At 59.0% G+C, this 17,955-nt stretch carries 14 protein-coding genes; 13 read left to right on the top strand and 1 reads right to left on the bottom strand.

Annotated features, from left to right (window positions below; translation table 11 throughout):
- The first annotated feature begins 101 nt into the window (after positions 1-101).
- From mtnA to rpsA, 7 genes are all read left to right on the top strand, one after another.
- Positions 102-1,175, top strand: coding sequence for an S-methyl-5-thioribose-1-phosphate isomerase (gene mtnA / locus NJ69_RS11795; protein ID WP_039579273.1), 1,074 nt, complete (start codon positions 102-104; stop codon positions 1,173-1,175).
- Positions 1,176-1,432: 257 nt separating this feature from the next.
- Positions 1,433-4,195: a DNA gyrase subunit A gene (gyrA, locus tag NJ69_RS11790; RefSeq protein ID WP_039579271.1), complete on the top strand. Its 2,763-nt coding sequence runs from the start codon at positions 1,433-1,435 to the stop codon at positions 4,193-4,195.
- 204 nt (positions 4,196-4,399) lie between these two features.
- On the top strand, positions 4,400-5,485 hold the full coding sequence (serC, locus tag NJ69_RS11785) for a 3-phosphoserine/phosphohydroxythreonine transaminase (protein WP_039579268.1): 1,086 nt from the start codon (positions 4,400-4,402) through the stop codon (positions 5,483-5,485).
- On the top strand, positions 5,485-6,579 hold the full coding sequence (gene pheA, locus NJ69_RS11780; protein ID WP_029613713.1) for a prephenate dehydratase: 1,095 nt from the start codon (positions 5,485-5,487) through the stop codon (positions 6,577-6,579). Before serC ends, pheA begins: the two co-directional genes overlap by 1 nt.
- 109 nt (positions 6,580-6,688) lie before the next feature.
- Entirely contained in the window at positions 6,689-8,896 is a 2,208-nt protein-coding gene (locus NJ69_RS11775; protein ID WP_039583244.1) for a bifunctional prephenate dehydrogenase/3-phosphoshikimate 1-carboxyvinyltransferase, read from the top strand.
- Positions 8,893-9,579, top strand: coding sequence for a (d)CMP kinase (cmk, locus tag NJ69_RS11770; protein WP_029613714.1), 687 nt, complete (start codon positions 8,893-8,895; stop codon positions 9,577-9,579). The genes NJ69_RS11775 and cmk overlap by 4 nt, the downstream gene beginning before the upstream one ends.
- A gap of 124 nt (positions 9,580-9,703) precedes the next feature.
- Positions 9,704-11,383 carry a 30S ribosomal protein S1 gene (gene rpsA, locus NJ69_RS11765; protein ID WP_029613715.1) on the top strand — a complete coding sequence of 560 codons (1,680 nt, stop codon included), beginning with the start codon at positions 9,704-9,706 and terminating at the stop codon, positions 11,381-11,383.
- 115 nt (positions 11,384-11,498) lie between these two features.
- Here rpsA and NJ69_RS11760 read toward each other — a convergent pair whose 3' ends face one another.
- Positions 11,499-12,083: a hypothetical protein gene (locus tag NJ69_RS11760; protein WP_029613716.1), complete on the bottom strand. Its 585-nt coding sequence runs from the start codon at positions 12,081-12,083 to the stop codon at positions 11,499-11,501.
- A 280-nt stretch (positions 12,084-12,363) separates the two neighbouring features.
- Here NJ69_RS11760 and ihfB point away from each other — a divergent pair, with 280 nt between their 5' ends.
- The 6 genes from ihfB to rffA all read left to right on the top strand — a co-directional run bounded on the left by ihfB (position 12,364) and on the right by rffA (position 17,939).
- Positions 12,364-12,660, top strand: a complete 297-nt coding sequence (ihfB, locus tag NJ69_RS11755; RefSeq protein WP_029613717.1) for an integration host factor subunit beta — start codon at positions 12,364-12,366, stop codon at positions 12,658-12,660.
- 19 nt (positions 12,661-12,679) lie between these two features.
- The gene (locus NJ69_RS11750; RefSeq protein WP_029613718.1) at positions 12,680-12,979 is read left to right on the top strand and encodes a LapA family protein; all 300 of its coding nucleotides are present in this window, start codon (positions 12,680-12,682) and stop codon (positions 12,977-12,979) included.
- Positions 12,980-13,401: 422 nt separating this feature from the next.
- Positions 13,402-14,451 (top strand): LPS O-antigen chain length determinant protein WzzB, encoded by a 1,050-nt coding sequence (locus NJ69_RS11745; RefSeq protein WP_039579265.1) that lies wholly within the window; start codon positions 13,402-13,404, stop codon positions 14,449-14,451.
- 166 nt (positions 14,452-14,617) lie between these two features.
- The gene (locus NJ69_RS11740; protein WP_240326866.1) at positions 14,618-15,976 is read left to right on the top strand and encodes a Wzz/FepE/Etk N-terminal domain-containing protein; all 1,359 of its coding nucleotides are present in this window, start codon (positions 14,618-14,620) and stop codon (positions 15,974-15,976) included.
- 266 nt (positions 15,977-16,242) lie between these two features.
- A complete protein-coding gene (locus NJ69_RS11735) occupies positions 16,243-16,806 on the top strand; it encodes an acyltransferase (protein ID WP_029613720.1) in 564 nt (187 codons plus the stop codon).
- Complete coding sequence (gene rffA, locus NJ69_RS11730) at positions 16,803-17,939, top strand: dTDP-4-amino-4,6-dideoxygalactose transaminase (protein ID WP_039579263.1); 1,137 nt, start codon at positions 16,803-16,805, stop codon at positions 17,937-17,939. Before NJ69_RS11735 ends, rffA begins: the two co-directional genes overlap by 4 nt.
- Positions 17,940-17,955: the final 16 nt, after the last annotated feature.

Raw genomic sequence — 17,955 nt, 5'->3', positions numbered from 1 at the left:
TCCGGGGTTTCTGACGATTTAACGCGCAGTATACCCGAGCGCTCGCGGCCTGGGCTCGCTATAATCGTCCGCTTTTGATCAGTCAACGGCGGGGAGAGGCGATGCGCGAGCGACTTATGGCGGCAGAGAAGGTGACCGGCATCCAGTGGCGTGATGGCACCTTGCACCTGCTCGACCAGCGTCTGCTGCCTGCCCGCGAGCAATGGCTGGAGTGTGCCGACGTCGCCTCCGTCGTGCAGGCGATCCGCGCCATGGCCGTGCGTGGGGCGGCGGCCATTGGTATCGCTGCAGCCTATGGGCTGGTTCTTGCCCTGCGCGAGCGCTTGGTCGAGGACGATTGGGAGCAGGCGCTGGAGGAGGATTTTCTCGAGCTGGCTGAAGCGCGCCCTACGGCTGCCAATCTTTTCTGGGCGCTGAATCGCATGCGTGAGCGCCTGCAGCGCCTGAGTCCCGAAGATGATCTGTTGGGGCTGATGGAAGCCGAGGCGGTGGCCATCCACGAAAGCGATCGTGAAGCCAACCTGACCATGGCCCAGCACGGCATCGAGCAGATCCGTCGCCATCAGGGTAGCGAGCAGACCTTGCTCACTTACGGCAACGCCGGCGCCCTGGCCAGTGGTGGCTTCGGTACGGCCCTGGGGGTGATCCACGCCGCCTACCTGGAAGGCATGGTCGAGCGGGTGTATGCCGGCGAAACCCGGCCGTGGCTGCAAGGTTCGCGGCTCACGGCCTGGGAGTTGGCGCATGAGGGCATCCCGGTCACCGTATGTGCCGACTCGGCGCTGGCACATCTGATGAAGACCAAAGGCATCACTTGGGTCGTGGTCGGCGCCGATTGCATCGCCGCCAATGGCGATGTGGCGAGCAAGATCGGTACCTACCAGATGGCGGTCGCGGCCATGCATCACGGCGTGCGCTTCATGGTCGTGGCATCGAGCACCAGCATCGACCTGAATTTGCCCAGTGGCGAAGACATTCCTCTGGAAGAGCGCGAGGCGGACGAACTGCTTGAAGTGGCCGGCAAGCGGATGGCGGCCGAGGTCGAAGTGTTCAATACCGTCTTCGATGTGACGCCCGCAGATCTGATCGACGTGATCGTGACCGAAAGGGGCATTGTCGAGCGTCCTGATACGGCCAAGATCGCCCAACTGATGTGTCGCAAACGCCTGCATTGAGTGCGGGAACGCCTGGCAGATCGGCACAGAATTACGCCCCAGTGGCATCCTGCCCTCTCTCCCACCGCGCAGCCGTTTGTGATACCATCCGGCAGTTTCCAAGGGTGCTGTTTGCGGTGCCCTTCATTGCGCAGATCCTGGGCTCAACTCATTGATTTGTCGTATGTCGCCCCTGCGTCGAACGCGGTGGCGGCGAGCTTCGTTCGTCCACCGATGGACATCACGAAGTTTCACCAGAAAAAGGAATCAGGCTTCTCATGGGCGAACTGGCCAAAGAAATCCTCCCGGTCAATATCGAAGACGAACTGAGACAGTCCTACCTCGACTACGCGATGAGCGTGATTGTCGGGCGAGCGCTGCCCGATGCGCGTGATGGCTTGAAGCCCGTGCATCGCCGCGTCCTGTTCGCAATGAGCGAACTGGGCAACGACTGGAACAAGCCGTACAAGAAGTCCGCCCGTGTGGTCGGTGACGTCATCGGTAAGTACCACCCGCACGGCGACACCGCCGTGTACGACACCATCGTACGCATGGCGCAGCCGTTCTCGCTGCGCTACCTGCTGGTCGACGGTCAAGGCAACTTCGGCTCGGTGGACGGCGACAACGCCGCCGCCATGCGTTACACCGAAGTGCGCATGACCAAGTTGGCCCACGAGCTGCTGGCCGACCTGCACAAGGAAACCGTCGACTGGGTCCCCAACTACGACGGCACCGAGCAGATCCCGGCGGTCATGCCGACCAAGATCCCCAACCTGCTGGTCAACGGTTCCAGCGGCATCGCCGTGGGCATGGCGACCAACATCCCGCCTCACAACCTGGGTGAGGTGATCGATGGCTGCCTGGCGCTGATCGACAATCCCGAGGTCACGGTCGACGAACTCATGCAGTTCATCCCGGGCCCGGACTTCCCGACCGCTGGCCTGATCAACGGCCGCCAGGGCATCATCGAGGCCTATCGCACCGGTCGTGGCCGCATCTACATGCGCGCCCGCTCGCAGATCGAAGACATCGACAAGGTCGGTGGCCGCCAGCAGATCGTCATCACCGAGCTGCCGTACCAGCTGAACAAGGCGCGTCTGATCGAGAAGATTGCCGAGCTGGTCAAGGAGAAGAAGCTCGAAGGCATCACCGAGCTGCGTGACGAGTCCGACAAGGACGGCATGCGCGTCGTCATCGAGCTGCGTCGCGGCGAGGTGCCGGAGGTGGTGCTCAACAACCTCTACCAGCAGACCCAGCTGCAGAGCGTGTTCGGCATCAACATCGTCGCCCTGATCGACGGTCGTCCGCGCCTGCTCAATCTCAAGGACCTGCTCGAAGCCTTCGTGCGTCACCGCCGTGAAGTGGTGACCCGGCGCACCGTGTTCGAGTTGCGCAAGGCACGCGAGCGTGGGCACATCCTCGAAGGTCAGGCGGTCGCGCTGTCCAACATCGACCCGGTCATCGCGCTGATCAAGGCCTCGCCAACGCCGTCGGAGGCCAAGGAAGCGCTGATCAGTACGCCCTGGGAGTCCAGCGCCGTGCAGGTCATGGTCGAGCGTGCTGGCGCCGACTCCTGCCGTCCAGAGGACCTTCCGGAGCAGTATGGTCTGCGTGATGGCAAATACTGGCTGTCGCCCGAGCAGGCCCAGGCCATCCTCGAGCTGCGCCTGCACCGCCTGACCGGCCTGGAGCACGAGAAGCTGCTGGCCGAGTACCAGGAGATCCTCGAGCAGATCGGCGAATTGATCCGCATCCTCAATAGCGCCCAGCGCCTGATGGAAGTGATCCGCGAAGAGCTGGAGGCGATTCGCGCCGAGTATGGCGATGTGCGTCGCACCGAGATCCTCGATGCCCGCCACGACCTCAACTACGGCGACATGATCCCCGAAGAAGAGCGTGTGGTGACCATTTCCCACGGTGGCTATGCCAAGACCCAGCCGCTGTCTGCCTACCAGGCGCAGCGCCGTGGTGGCAAGGGCAAGTCGGCGACCGGCGTGAAGGACGAGGACTACATCGAGCATCTGCTGGTTGCCAACAGTCACGCCACCCTCCTGCTGTTCTCCAGCAAGGGCAAGGTGTATTGGCTCAAGACCTACGATATTCCTGAAGCGTCCCGCGCGGCGCGCGGCCGTCCGATGGTCAACCTGCTGCCCCTGGAAGAGGGCGAGCGTATCACTGCCATGCTGCAGATCGACCTCGAAGCATTGCAGCAAAGCGATGAGCTCGACGAAGAGCTCGATGAGGCCGATGACGCCGTGCTCGAGGGCGAGGTGGTCGAGCCCGAAGAAGTCGACGAGGAAGAGGGTGACACGCCAGAGCTGGTCGCCGAGCCGACCGGCGCCTACATCTTCATGGCGACCGCCTTGGGGACCGTGAAGAAGACCCCGCTGGTGCAGTTCGCTCGTCCTCGCTCCAACGGTCTGATCGCCGTCAAGCTCAAGGAGGGCGACACCCTGATCGCCGCCGCGATCACCGATGGTGCCAAGGAAGTGATGATGTTCTCCAGTGCCGGCAAGGTGATCCGCTTCGCCGAAGGCGTGGTTCGCCAGATGGGCCGTACCGCTCGCGGTGTGCGCGGTATGCGTCTGGGCAAGGGCCAGGAGGTGATCTCCATGCTGATCCCCGAGTCCGGCGCGCAGATCCTCACCGCTTCCGAGCGCGGCTATGGCAAGCGCACGCCGCTGTCCAAGTTCCCGCGTCGCGGTCGCGGTGGTCAGGGCGTCATCGCCATGGGGACCAAGGGGCGCAACGGTCTGCTGATCGGGGCCATCCAGGTCCATGAGGGCGAGGAAATCATGCTGATTTCCGACCAGGGTACCTTGGTTCGTACGCGCGTCGGCGAGGTCTCCAGCCTGAGCCGCAACACGCAGGGTGTGACGCTGATCAAGCTGGCCAGCGACGAGACGCTGGTAGGTCTGGAGCGTATCCAGGAGCCTTCCGAAGACGAGCTCGACGACAGCGTCGAGTTGGGCGAGGAGGGCGTCGAGCTCGAAGGTGCAGATGACGATGCTGCGGGTGCTGAAGAGGCTCCGCAGGAGTAAGTAGACGCAAGACCCGAACGGGGCGACCAAGGTCGCCCCGTTCGACTGATTGCCCTTGGTAATGCCCGGTATTCAGGGGTCGCTTCTTGTGGGAGCGGCCTTGCGCCGCGCTAAGACCGCAAGGCGGCCTCGGCGTCGCCCATGCGAGCAACAGCGCGGCCCGCCAGTAACGATTTTGTTCTATTTGTCAGAGCGAGAGTGGATGTGAGCAAACGAGCCTTCAACTTCTGCGCAGGCCCTGCCGCGCTTCCCGACGCTGTCCTGCAGCGCGCCCAGGCCGAGATGCTGGATTGGCATGGCAAAGGCTTGTCGGTGATGGAGATGAGCCATCGCAGCGACGAATACGTCGCGATCGCCGAAAAGGCCGAGCAGGATCTGCGCGAACTGTTGTCCATCCCCTCGAACTACAAAGTGCTGTTCCTGCAGGGCGGTGCCAGCCAGCAGTTCGCCGAGATCCCGTTGAACCTGCTGCCGGAGAACGGCACCGCCGACTACATCGAGACCGGTATCTGGTCGAAGAAAGCCATCGAGGAAGGTCGCCGCTTTGGCACCATCAACGTGGCCGCCAGCGCCAAGCCTTACGATTACCTGGCCATTCCCGGGCAAAACGAGTGGCAATTGACCGCTAATGCTGCCTACGTCCACTACGCATCCAATGAAACCATCGGCGGACTGCAGTTCGACTGGGTGCCGCAGACGGGCGACGTACCGCTGGTGGTGGACATGTCTTCCGACATTCTCTCCCGGCCTATCGATGTGTCCCAGTTCGGACTTATCTATGCGGGCGCACAGAAGAACATCGGCCCGAGTGGTCTGGTGGTGGTGATCGTGCGAGAGGACCTGCTGGGTCGCGCCCGCAGCAGTTGCCCGACCATGCTCGACTACAAGATTTCGGCCGATAACGGTTCGATGTACAACACGCCGGCTACTTATTCCTGGTACCTGTCGGGCCTGGTCTTCGAGTGGCTCAAGGAGCAGGGCGGTGTCGAGGCCATGGAGCAGCGCAATCGGGCCAAGAAAGACCGCTTGTATGGCTTCATCGATGCCAGCGAGTTCTACACCAACCCCATCAGCCACAATGCCCGCTCGTGGATGAACGTGCCGTTCCGCCTGGCTGACGAGCGCCTGGACAAAGCCTTCTTGGCCGGCGCCGATGCACGCGGTCTGCTCAACCTCAAAGGGCACCGTTCGGTTGGCGGCATGCGCGCTTCCATCTACAACGCCTTGGGTCTGGAGGCTGTCGAGGCCCTGGTGCAGTACATGGCTGAATTCGAGAAGGAGCACGCCTGATGGTCGAGCAGGAACTCAAGGCGCTGCGCGTACGCATCGACAGCCTCGACGAGAAGATCCTCGAGCTGATCAGCGAGCGCGCCCGCTGCGCCCAGGAAGTGGCCAAGGTCAAGACCGCCTCGCTCGCCGAAGGCGAGAAGCCGGTGTTCTACCGTCCTGAGCGTGAGGCTGCGGTGCTCAAGCGCGTGATGGAGCGCAACAGAGGACCACTGGGCAACGAGGAGATGGCGCGACTGTTCCGCGAAATCATGTCCTCCTGCCTGGCCTTGGAAGAGCCGCTGAAAGTGGCTTACCTCGGCCCTGAAGGTACTTTTACGCAAGCGGCGGCCATGAAGCATTTCGGCCACGCGGTCGTGAGTCGCCCCATGGCGGCCATCGACGAGGTGTTTCGAGAGGTGGCGGCCGGTGCCGTCAACTTCGGCGTGGTGCCCGTGGAAAACTCGACGGAGGGTGCGGTCAGCCATACCCTGGACAGTTTCCTCGAGCATGACATGGTGATCTGCGGTGAGGTGGAGCTGCGTATCCACCATCACCTGCTGGTGGGGGAGAACACTAAGACCGGCAGCATCACGCGCATCTACTCCCATGCGCAGTCGCTCGCTCAATGCCGCAAATGGTTGGACGCCCACTACCCGAACGTCGAGCGCGTGGCGGTCTCCAGCAATGCTGAGGCGGCCAAGCGCGTGAAGGGCGAATGGAATTCGGCGGCGATCGCCGGTGACATGGCAGCCAATCTCTACGGGCTGACCCGACTGGCTGAGAAAATCGAAGACCGTCCGGACAACTCCACGCGTTTTCTGATGATCGGCAGCCAGGAAGTGCCGCCGACTGGGGACGACAAGACCTCGATCATCGTCTCCATGAGCAACAAACCCGGTGCGCTGCACGAGTTGTTGGTGCCGTTCCACGATAACGGGATCGACCTGACCCGCATTGAGACGCGGCCTTCGCGCAGTGGCAAGTGGACCTACGTGTTCTTCATCGACTTCGTCGGCCACCATCGTGACCCATTGATCAAGGCCGTGCTGGAGCAGATCAGCCAGGAAGCGGTAGCGCTCAAGGTGCTTGGGTCTTATCCGAAGGCGGTGCTTTGACTCGAGGCTGTAGGGGTGTAGAGCGGCCCGCCACACCCTCACAGTTCGTCCCGATTTCCAAACAAGGTTCGCACCCGTGGTAAATGCAGCAGAAAGCAAATCCGCGCCCATCGTCGATCGTCTGGTCGTCGTCGGTCTCGGCCTGATCGGTGGTTCTTTCGCCAAGGGCTTGCGTGAAAGCGGCCTGTGCCGCGAAGTGGTCGGCGTCGATCTGGATGCCGAGTCGTGCAGGCAGGCGGTGGCGCTCGGCGTGGTCGATCGTTGCGAAGACGATCTGGCCACCGCGTGCGTCGGTGCCGATGTGATCCAGCTTGCTGTTCCGATTCTCGCCATGGAGAAGCTTCTTGCGCGCTTGGCTGTGCTGGAGCTTGGGGGGGCTGTAATTACCGATGTCGGCAGCGCCAAGGGCAATGTGGTGCGCGCTGCGCGGGCTGTGCTCGGCGAGCGTCTTCCTCGGTTCGTACCGGGCCACCCGATCGCGGGTTCCGAGCAGAGCGGTGTGGAGGCATCCAACGCGATGCTGTTCCGTCGGCACAAGGTCATCCTCACGCCGCTTGGCGAAACCGATGGCGCCGCCTTGGCATTGGTCGATCGGTTGTGGCGTGCGCTGGACGCTGACGTGGAACACATGCCGGTCGAGCGCCACGACGAAGTGCTGGCCGCCACCAGTCACTTGCCGCACCTGCTGGCTTTCGGTCTGGTGGACTCGCTGGCCAAACGCAATGAAAACCTCGATATCTTCCGGTACGCTGCCGGGGGCTTCCGCGATTTCACGAGAATCGCCGGCAGCGACCCGATCATGTGGCACGACATCTTCCTCGCCAACCGCGAGGCTGTCCTGCGCACGCTGGATACATTTCGCAGCGACCTCGACGCCTTGCGCGACGCGGTCGATGCAGGAGACGGGCACCAACTGCTGGGTGTGTTCACCCGTGCTCGGGTCGCCCGTGAGCATTTCAGTAAAATCCTGGCCCGCCGGGCCTATGTGGACGCTATGAACGCCAACGACCTGATTTTCCTGGCCCAACCTGGTGGCCGCCTGTCCGGACGGATTCGCGTACCGGGCGACAAATCCATCTCCCATCGCTCGATCATGCTGGGCTCCCTGGCCGAGGGCACCACTGAGGTCGAGGGCTTCCTCGAGGGCGAGGATGCTCTGGCAACCCTCCAGGCCTTCCGTGACATGGGTGTGGTCATCGAAGGTCCGCACCACGGCCGCGTGACCATTCACGGTGTCGGCCTGCAGGGGCTCAAGCCGCCGCCCGGTCCGATCTACCTGGGCAACTCGGGCACCTCGATGCGCCTGCTCTCCGGGCTGTTGGCTGGACAGTCATTCGACGTGACCATGACCGGCGATGCCTCGCTGTCCAAGCGCCCCATGAACCGCGTCGCCAATCCGCTGCGGGAAATGGGGGCTGTGGTCGAGACGGGGCCTGAGGGACGTCCACCGCTGACCATTCGTGGTGGCCAGAAACTGAAGGCGCTGAACTACACGTTGCCGATGGCCAGCGCCCAAGTGAAGTCGTGCCTGTTGCTGGCTGGCCTGTACGCCGAAGGCACCACCACCGTCACCGAGCCCGCGCCAACCCGTGATCATACCGAGCGGATGCTGCGGGGCTTCGGTTATTCGGTGCACAGCGATGGTCCGGTAGCTTCGCTGCAAGCAGGCGGCACGCTGAAAGCCACTCGCATCGAAGTGCCCGGCGATATTTCGTCATCGGCCTTCTTCCTGGTGGCGGCATCCATTGCCGAAGGTTCTGAGTTGGTGCTGGAGCATGTCGGCATCAACCCGACCCGAACCGGCGTGATCGATATCCTGCGCCTGATGGGCGGCGACATCACTCTGGAAAACCAGCGTGAAGTTGGTGGCGAGCCGGTCGCTGACCTGCGCGTGCGCGGCGCGAAGCTCAAGGGCATCGACATTCCAGAGGCGCTGGTGCCGCTGGCCATCGACGAGTTCCCGGTGCTGTTCGTCGCCGCGGCCTGTGCCGAAGGGCGTACCGTGCTGCGCGGCGCCGAAGAACTGCGGGTCAAGGAGTCCGACCGTATCCAGGTCATGGCCGATGGCTTGCAGACGCTGGGCGTCACGTGCGAGCCCACGCCGGATGGCATCATCATCGATGGCGGACCGATCGGTGGCGGCGAAGTCCATGGTCACGGTGATCACCGTATCGCCATGGCCTTCAGCGTCGCTTCACTGCGGGCCAGCGCGCCAATCCGCATTCATGACTGCGCCAACGTCGCCACATCGTTCCCGAACTTCCTGGCGCTGTGTGCCGAAGTGGGTATCCGCGTGGCACAAGAGGCGCAGTCGTGAATTCGCTGGCGCCGGTCATCACCATTGATGGACCCAGCGGCTCCGGCAAGGGTACCGTGGCTGGACTGCTGGCGCGTGAGCTGAGCTGGCGACTGCTCGATTCCGGGGCGCTGTATCGGTTGCTGGCATTCAACGCGACCAACCATGGCGTCGACCTGACCAACGAAGAACTGCTCAAGGCCTTGGCGGCTCACCTGGACGTGCAGTTCATCGCGGCGGAGCCCGGCAAGCTGCAGCAAATCATTCTCGAAGGCGAGGATGTCAGCCATGTCATCCGTACCGAGACGGTCGGGGCGGGTGCCTCCATGGTTGCCTCACTGCCGGCCGTTCGCGAAGCGCTGCTGCAGCGCCAACGTGCCTTCCGCGAAGCGCCGGGGTTGATTGCCGACGGTCGCGACATGGGCACCGTGGTATTTCCAGACGCACCGCTGAAAGTCTTCCTTACGGCCAGTGCCGAGGAACGAGCGCGTCGCCGTTACCTGCAGTTGAAGGGCAAGGGTGAAGATGTTAGTCTGTCAAGTCTGCTAGATGAGATTCGTGCGCGCGATGAGCGCGACACCCAACGCGCAGTGGCCCCGCTCAAGCCGGCGGCCGATGCCATCCAGTTGGACTCCACCGAATTGTCCATCGAGCAGGTGCTGCAACGGATCAGAAGCGAGATCGCCCTGCGCGATCTGCTCTGATCATCAGGAAAGCAGGCAGGGGCACCAGTCATCGTCCTGCCTGCTTTCCTTTACTTAAACGAAACCCACATTGTCTGGAATGTGGCGATGGGCGTCTGTTTCGCCCGAATCTACAGGAATTAAAATGAGCGAAAGCTTTGCAGAACTCTTTGAAGAAAGCCTGAAAACCCTCAATCTTCAGCCGGGTGCCATCATCACCGGTATCGTTGTCGACATCGACGGCGACTGGGTTACCGTACATGCCGGTCTGAAATCCGAGGGCGTCATCCCGCTCGAGCAGTTCTACAACGAAGCTGGCGAGCTGACCATCAAGGTCGGTGACGAAGTGCACGTTGCGCTGGACGCGGTCGAAGACGGCTTTGGCGAAACCAAGCTGTCCCGTGAAAAAGCCAAGCGCGCTGAGTGCTGGATTGTTCTGGAAGCAGCTTTCGCCGCCGAAGAAGTGGTCAAGGGCGTTATCAACGGTAAGGTTAAAGGCGGCTTCACTGTCGACGTTAACGGCATCCGTGCGTTCCTGCCGGGCTCCCTGGTTGATGTCCGCCCAGTGCGCGACACCACCCACCTGGAAGGCAAAGAGCTGGAATTCAAGGTCATCAAGCTGGACCAGAAGCGCAACAACGTTGTCGTTTCGCGTCGCAGCGTGCTGGAAGCCGAGAACTCCGCCGAGCGCGAAGCCCTGCTGGAAACCCTGCAGGAAGGCCAGCAGGTCAAAGGTATCGTCAAGAACCTCACCGACTACGGCGCATTCGTGGACCTGGGTGGCATCGACGGCCTGCTGCACATCACCGACATGGCGTGGAAGCGCATCAAGCACCCATCGGAAATCGTTAACGTTGGCGACGAAGTCGACGTGCGCGTTCTGAAGTTCGACCGTGAGCGTAACCGCGTTTCGCTGGGTCTGAAGCAAATGGGCGAAGATCCGTGGGTCGCTATCACTGCCCGTTACCCAGAAGGTACTCGCGTGCAAGCGCGCGTCACCAACCTGACCGACTACGGCTGCTTCGCTGAGCTGGAAGAAGGTGTTGAAGGTCTGGTACACGTTTCCGAAATGGACTGGACCAACAAGAACATCCACCCGTCGAAAGTCGTTCAGGTTGGCGACGAAGTGGAAGTCATGGTTCTGGACATCGACGAAGAGCGTCGTCGTATTTCCCTGGGTATCAAGCAGTGCAAATCCAACCCATGGGAAGACTTCTCCGGCCAGTTCAACAAGGGTGACAAGATCACCGGTACCATCAAGTCGATCACCGACTTCGGTATCTTCATTGGTCTGGACGGCGGCATCGACGGTCTGGTTCACCTGTCCGACATCTCCTGGAACGAAACCGGCGAAGAAGCCGTACGTCGTTTCAAGAAGGGCGACGAACTGGAAACCGTCATCCTGTCGGTTGACCCAGAGCGCGAGCGCATCTCCCTGGGTATCAAGCAGCTGGAAGACGATCCGTTCTCCAACTTCGTTGCTGTCAACGACAAGGGTGCAATCGTTAAGGGCGTCGTGAAGGAAGTTGACGCCAAAGGCGCCATCGTCACCCTGGCCGATGACATCGAAGCGACTCTGAAGGCTTCCGAAATCAGCCGTGACCGCGTTGAAGATGCGCGTAACGTGCTGAAGGAAGGCGAAGAGATCGAAGCCAAGATCATCAGCGTTGACCGCAAGTCCCGCGTCATCAGCCTGTCCATCAAATCGAAGGACGATGCTGAAGAGCGCGAAGCTATCCAGAGCCTGAAAAACACCGCTCCGGAAGCTGCTGCCGATACCACCATGGCTGCGCTGCTGCGCGAAGCAATGGCCAAGCAGAACTGAGTTCTGTTTGATCGGTAAGAAAAAGGGCGACCCTCGGGTCGCCCTTTTTTTGTCAATTTTTTGTGCGAAATATGCTGTGCGGATCTCACTACCCTGATCGAGAGTGTGGGGTGATCTACGTACCAGATTCCTCGTCAACTGACGGGCTGGTTTCAAGGGTCTTGAGGTCGGATGCCGTAGGTGTGAACACCACTGTATAACGGCTCAGATCGCTCTCGTTGCGCTGGAAGTGAACTGCAATTCGCTTGCCCTGCCAGGTGATGGTTTTCATCTCATAAGATGCGCCGGTGCTAAGTTGCACTCGACGGCTCAGGCTCGAGCCAGATTTTCCCAGGGTATCGGCCAGAAAGTCGGAAACCAGCTCTAAACTACTGGCGTTACCGGTCAGCGTGAGCTGGCCAATCGAGCCATCCTTCAGGTCGGCGAAAAGTTGGTATCCAGAGCTGATTGGAATGTAGGGCAGTCCGCGAATCTCGTAGCGTTCTGGCTCGGGTGTCTGATTCCAGCACAGATTGGGTTGGCGAGCAGTGGTGTCCATGCATTCCGGCAACTGAGACTTGAAATCACCAAAAAAAGGAACGCCTAGGAATTCCGATGGCTCGTTCTGCCACGAGTGGCCTTGTGCGGCCGCTACCTGAGCGCTCGCGCCTGCGGTGAGAAATAGGGTCGCAAAGGTGAGGTAAGGGAAGGGTATCCGCATAAAACAATCCTGATGAGTTCGACGCACAAGCAAGAAATGTCGTAGCAATCCACTTTTGCGACAATGCAAAGCGGATGCGTCCTACTCGCGATTATGTCAAATCCTACAAATCTTTGTGCGGCCTCTATCGGTTTTTTGCGTCGACTGCGCGCGGACGCATTTTTTGCGAAAGGGATTTGTTTTTTTCGTCAAGTCAAGACCCTATGCTGTTCAAATCTTTCGGAGCGTGCTACAAACTGGTTAGGCAACGATCTAGCTGCTTGATAACGAAGGGAAAAACATGACGAAGTCCGAGCTGATCGAACGTATAGTCACCCATCAGGGGCTGCTCTCGTCCAAGGACGTGGAGTTGGCCATCAAGACCATGCTCGAGCAGATGTCACAATGTCTGGCAACGGGCGATCGCATCGAGATTCGTGGCTTCGGGAGTTTTTCTCTCCACTATCGGGCGCCACGCGTGGGACGAAATCCCAAGACTGGGCAGTCGGTGGAGCTCGAAGGTAAGTTCGTGCCGCACTTCAAGCCAGGCAAAGAGCTGCGTGATCGGGTCAATGAAGAAGATTCGATGCATTCTTAGTCGATGAGGAAGCTTTTCAATGCGTAGTCTCAAGCGTGCCTTGTTGGTATCTCTGGTCGTTGTATTGGTCGCATTGGTGCTGTTCTTCGTGCTGGAGAATCAGCAGATGGTCTCATTGGTGCTATTTGGCTGGGCAGCGCCCTCCATGCCTGTTGCCGTGCCTGTGATTGGTGCGCTTGTTGTGGGTATGGCTATAGGGCCTTTTCTGACGATCTTCTCAACTCGCCTCCGTAAGCGGGAAGCAAGGCACTCCGCTCGACAGGTCCCACTCAAGGTTGATCGGAAAAATCCTACTGGCGTGCCCGAAGCTTCTTCGTAGTTTGGCGGTATCTTGATCGTTTAAGCTCAACGCTCCAAGCGCTGTGCTAAGGCTCATGTTCTCTTGGGCGGGTCGACAGACAATCCTCTCTAGGAGCCCTGGCGCAATCCCTGCCCCTGTTGTCTTGGTCGATTCCCATTTTCCCTTGCCGGGCGTGTGCGCCCAATGTCAAACCCATGCCTTGCTGGCGATGTAGGTGTAGGCTGGCGAGTGCTGTCAAAATTTCTGTGATGTTCTGCAAGAAAATCAGGAACTTCCTAGGCGTGGTTCACTCTATTGCCGATTGCTGCGAAGTGAGTTCGAGTGTGTAGCAAAGCGAAAAACAGCCGCTACGCTTGATTGTAGGGCGTTCAGGCTGGACGGGTGTCCAAGCATGACTCCTGTGCTGATTAAATCAGATGAACGAAGGAAAAAAAGAATAGATGCGCAATGAAAGCGAGCTTCCTGGTGGTGATGAGATTGATCTGGTTGAGCTTGCGCAGGGCGTGTGGCGGCAAAAACTCTGGGTCGCAATTGTCGCGGTCCCTATCATTGTCTTAGCACTGGCTTACGTGCTGCTTGCCTCTCCAGTCTATGAAGCGAAGCTGTATATTCGTGCCCCAACACAGGACGAAATTGCACAGCTCAACTTTGGGCGTGGGGAGAGCACAGGGCTTCGACCCTTGAGTGCGAAAGACGTGTATAGCATTTATCTGAGCGCCCTGCAGTCTGAGGCTGTGCGCGATAAGTTCTTCCGTAAGACGTATTTGCCGACCCTGACCCAGCGCGAGCGTGAAGGATCTCGGGATGCATTGTATGCCGAGTTCAACACCAAGCTTGTAATCGCGCAAGCGGGCAGCGATATGCCGGATCGCTACGTGATCACTGCCGGTGTCGAAGATCCGCGGTTGGCTGCTATATGGGTGTCGACCTACGCCGAGATGGCCGCAGAAAGGGCAAAAAACGAGTTGCTCAGCGGAACGCGCAGCGATATTTCGATCATGGCCGATAACCTCGAGCAGCAAATTCGTGCTTCGCGTGCCAGTGCGAGTAATCAGCGCTCCGACCAAATCGCCCAGCTCAAGGAGGCATTGCGTATCGCGCATTCGATAGGTCTGGAAAAACCGCCGTTGATATCCAATACGCTATCCAACGAGGTCTCGGCTGGGATGGGCGGCGCTCTTGTATACATGCGCGGTAGCAAGGCCCTAGAGGCAGAGATTGCCAATCTGGAGTCACGGGCTTCCAACGACCCCTATATTCCTGGTTTGCGCGAGCGGCAAGAAAAACTCAGTTTTCTACGCAAGCTGAAGATAGACCCTTCCCTGGTTGCCATGTACCAGCAGGATGGCGCGGTATCGCCGCCGGATAAACCTGTGAAGCCGCGCAAGGCCATTATCATGTTGATCGCGACTCTGCTGGGTGTTGGCCTCGGTGCTTGCGTGGCGGTAGGCCGTGATCTGTGGGTGAGGCGCAAATTTCGGGCTGGCTGAAATGTGCTAGTCGATGCTATCTCGAAGTCATTGTTGCGGCGGGCGTAAGGTGTAACAATGCGCGTCCCTCGCCGACGGCACGGATAGCTGGAGAAAGCCGCACGAAGCGCTTACCGGCCTGGCCTGCCTCGGGGTGATGACACTAATACCTTGCAGGCAGAACACAGTGAATATCGATTCCCGCGGTGCGTATGCGTCGGCCTCCAGCGAAATAGACCTTGCTGCTATTTTTCGTACCCTTTGGCGCAGGCGTTTGCTTATTATCGCTGTCGCTGGTGCTTGCGCGTTAGTCGGCTTGGCGTTGGCTTTTATCGTTCCCCCTGTGTACGAGGTCTCGACGACATTACGACCTGTAGAGCTCAATCAGCTGGACGCCTTGAATCGCTCGAAAATCTACACGCTGCCGCCAAGCGAGGCGTTGAAAAGAGTAGGAGCGCGACTGGACTCGTACGATGCTCGCTTGGCTTTTTTCCGTTCGAGACCTGACCTGATTGCGGCCTATCGTGATGAGGGGCAAAGCACTGAGCAAGCCTTCCAGGAATTCAACAATACAGCGCTGACTCTGGCGGTCGCAGATGCCAAGAAAGCGGATCTTCTTAGCGAGTTCGTCGCGTTGAAGATGCGTTATGAGAAGACCGTCGACGGTGCCGCTGTCCTGAACGACTTTGTAGACTACGCCGTAGAGCGCGAACGCCTACAGTTGTCTAGAGATATGCAGATTATCCTGGCCAACCGCTTGGTTGAAGTCAATGCGAAGCTTGATTCCGCATTATCTGAGTATCGTGCAGGTAACGAGGGGCGAATTGCGCGTCTTGAAGAAGACGACGCCGTGAAGCGTGCGCAGCTCAATGACGAGCTAAAGGCTCTGCGTGTTCAGTTGAAATTGCAGCGTGAAGCGCGTTTGGCTGAGTTGGATGAGGCCATCGCCATTGCCACCAGCCTGGGTCTGAAAAAGCCTTCGACGCCGTCGAGGATGGCAGAAGAGACGGCAGGGAATGGCAATATCATCAATACCGAGGTGAACGGTCGACCGGCACCCTTGTACTTCATGGGTACCGATGTGCTTTTAGCTGAGCGTGCTGCGCTGCGTAAGCGAACCTCAGACGACTTCGTCGAACCAAGAATTGGTCAGATACGCAAAGAGCTCATTCTGCTTTCTAACAACCGCAGTGTGGAAGCGATCAAGAGTCGTGGAAATGACCAGGCATTTCTTGAGGGAATCGAGGCGTTGAGAGTTGAGCGCGCACGCTTGCAGGCCATTGATACAAAGCTGCAGGGTTTGAGTCTTGTCAGTGTTGACCAGCGTGCGGTCGCGTCCAACAAACCGATCAAGCCACGTAAAGGTATTTGGGTTGGCGTTGGTCTGATCATTGGTTTGCTGATCGGTGTGGTTGCCGTATTGATGCGAGCTGCAATGAGTAACCCGCCTCGGCAAGCGCAGACGCTGCACGTGACGGCTACACCCTCTCCCGTATTGCCGGATGAACTCGGGCGTCGAAATGGTGTTCTTGTAACGGACGCATGACATCGCTGGTGCGAAGCTGGGTTGCATTGGGCTTGCCACTCTCTACGACGGAGCGCCTGCAGCCAGCTTTACCACACGGGCGTCGACGTTATACTGCCTGCTCCATCCGATAGCGCTCCTTTCAGAGGGTAGGTAGCTAGAGGCTTGGGGCAGATGCGTGCTGGCTACGTCATCCAGGCAGGCCATGGCAGATGCCTGCGATAAGAAAAATTGCTGTTTTCGGTAGCAGATCGAGTATCAGGTCAAGTACACAGGGATATCATTGAATGGCTTACCTCACCGAGGAACAGCTTCGAGCGATGGGTTTCAAGAAGCTGGGCAGGAATGTAAGGATCAGCGATAAAGCGGCTATTTACAACCCAGAGCAGATGGAGCTGGGCGATGATCTTAGGATTGATGATTTTTGCGTCATCTCCGGAAAAATCCGTTTTGGCCGTTTTATCCATGTCACGCCTATGTGCTTGGTGGCGGGAGGCGTTCCGGGCATTGTGCTGGACGACTTTTGCACCTTGGCGTATGGCGTGAAGGTGTTTTCGCAGTCTGATGATTACAGCGGTCAAACGCTGGTCAATTCGAATATTCCCAAGCAGTTCAAGAACGAGAAGTTCGCGGCCGTTCATCTTCACCGGCAAGTCATCGTCGGCGCGGGCGCGGTGATCATGCCGGGTGTCGATATCGCTGAGGGGTGCGCTATCGGAGCAATGGCCCTTGTTACTCGATCCACCGAGGCGTGGGGTATTTACGCCGGTGCGCCAGCGGTACGTTTGAAAGAGCGTAGCCGTGATTTGCTCAATCTGGAAAAACAGTTCATCGAAGAGTTTGAAAAATGATTCCATTCAACAAACCGCCCTACACGGGTAACGAAGATGTCCATGTGCTAGCCGCCATGCGCAGTGACAAGATTTCCGGCGACGGTGCCTATGGGCACCGCTGCCAAAAATGGTTCGAAGAACGCTTTTCCTGCAACAAGACCTTGCTGACACCTTCATGTACGCAAGCCTTGGAAATGGCTGCCATCCTGTTGGATATCCAGCCTGGCGATGAAGTTATCATGCCGAGCTATACCTTCGTCAGTACGGCGAACGCTTTCGTGCTGCGCGGAGCGACAATCGTATTCGTCGATGTGCGGCCCGATACGATGAATATTGACGAAGCCTTGATCGAATCGGCAATCACTGAACGCACACGCGCAATCGTTCCTGTTCACTACGCTGGCGTGGCGTGTGAAATGGACACCATCATGGCAATCGCTGGGCGTCATGGGCTACTCGTCGTCGAAGATGCCGCCCAAGGCATGATGTCGACATACAAAGGTAGGCCGCTCGGCACGATTGGCCATATGGGTGCTTTCAGCTTCCACGAAACCAAGAACTATACAAGTGGCGGTGAAGGTGGATTGCTGTTGATCAACGATCCGCAGTTCGTCAGTCGCGCCGAAATTATTCGAGAGAAGGGGACCAACCGGTCTCAGTTTTTCCGCGGCATGGTAGATAAATATACTTGGATCGATGTGGGCAGCAGTTATCTGCCCAGTGAATTGCAGGCCGCTTATCTCTACGGTCAGCTAGAGAAGGCAGATGAAATAAACCAAGCACGTCTTTCCATCTGGAACCGCTACTATTTGGCGCTGACGCCTTATGCTGAGCGGGGCCTGATTGAGTTGCCGCAGTTGCCGGGTGACTGTGTGGCCAATGGGCATATGTTCTATCTCAAAGCCTCCGGGCTTGAGCAACGTACGCAGATACTTGAAATGCTGCGCGCCCGAGGCGTCGGAGCAGTATTCCATTACATCCCGCTTCATTCGGCGCCGGCGGGCCGCAGCTTGGGCCGTTTGCATGGGGAAGATATGCATACCACCCGAGAAAGTGAGCGCCTGTTCCGTCTGCCCTTGTGGTTGGCCATGACGACAGAAGAAGTGGATGAAGTGATCCAGGCGGTCATTGACGCGATCGATGCCCAGTGAGTCAAGTGGTGATCTC

Source organism: Pseudomonas parafulva, from assembly GCF_000800255.1.
In the GTDB taxonomy this organism is placed as follows: domain Bacteria; phylum Pseudomonadota; class Gammaproteobacteria; order Pseudomonadales; family Pseudomonadaceae; genus Aquipseudomonas; species Aquipseudomonas boreofloridensis.
The sequence above is the reverse complement of the archived record's forward strand: the minus strand, read 5'-3'. Positions and strand labels throughout refer to the sequence as shown.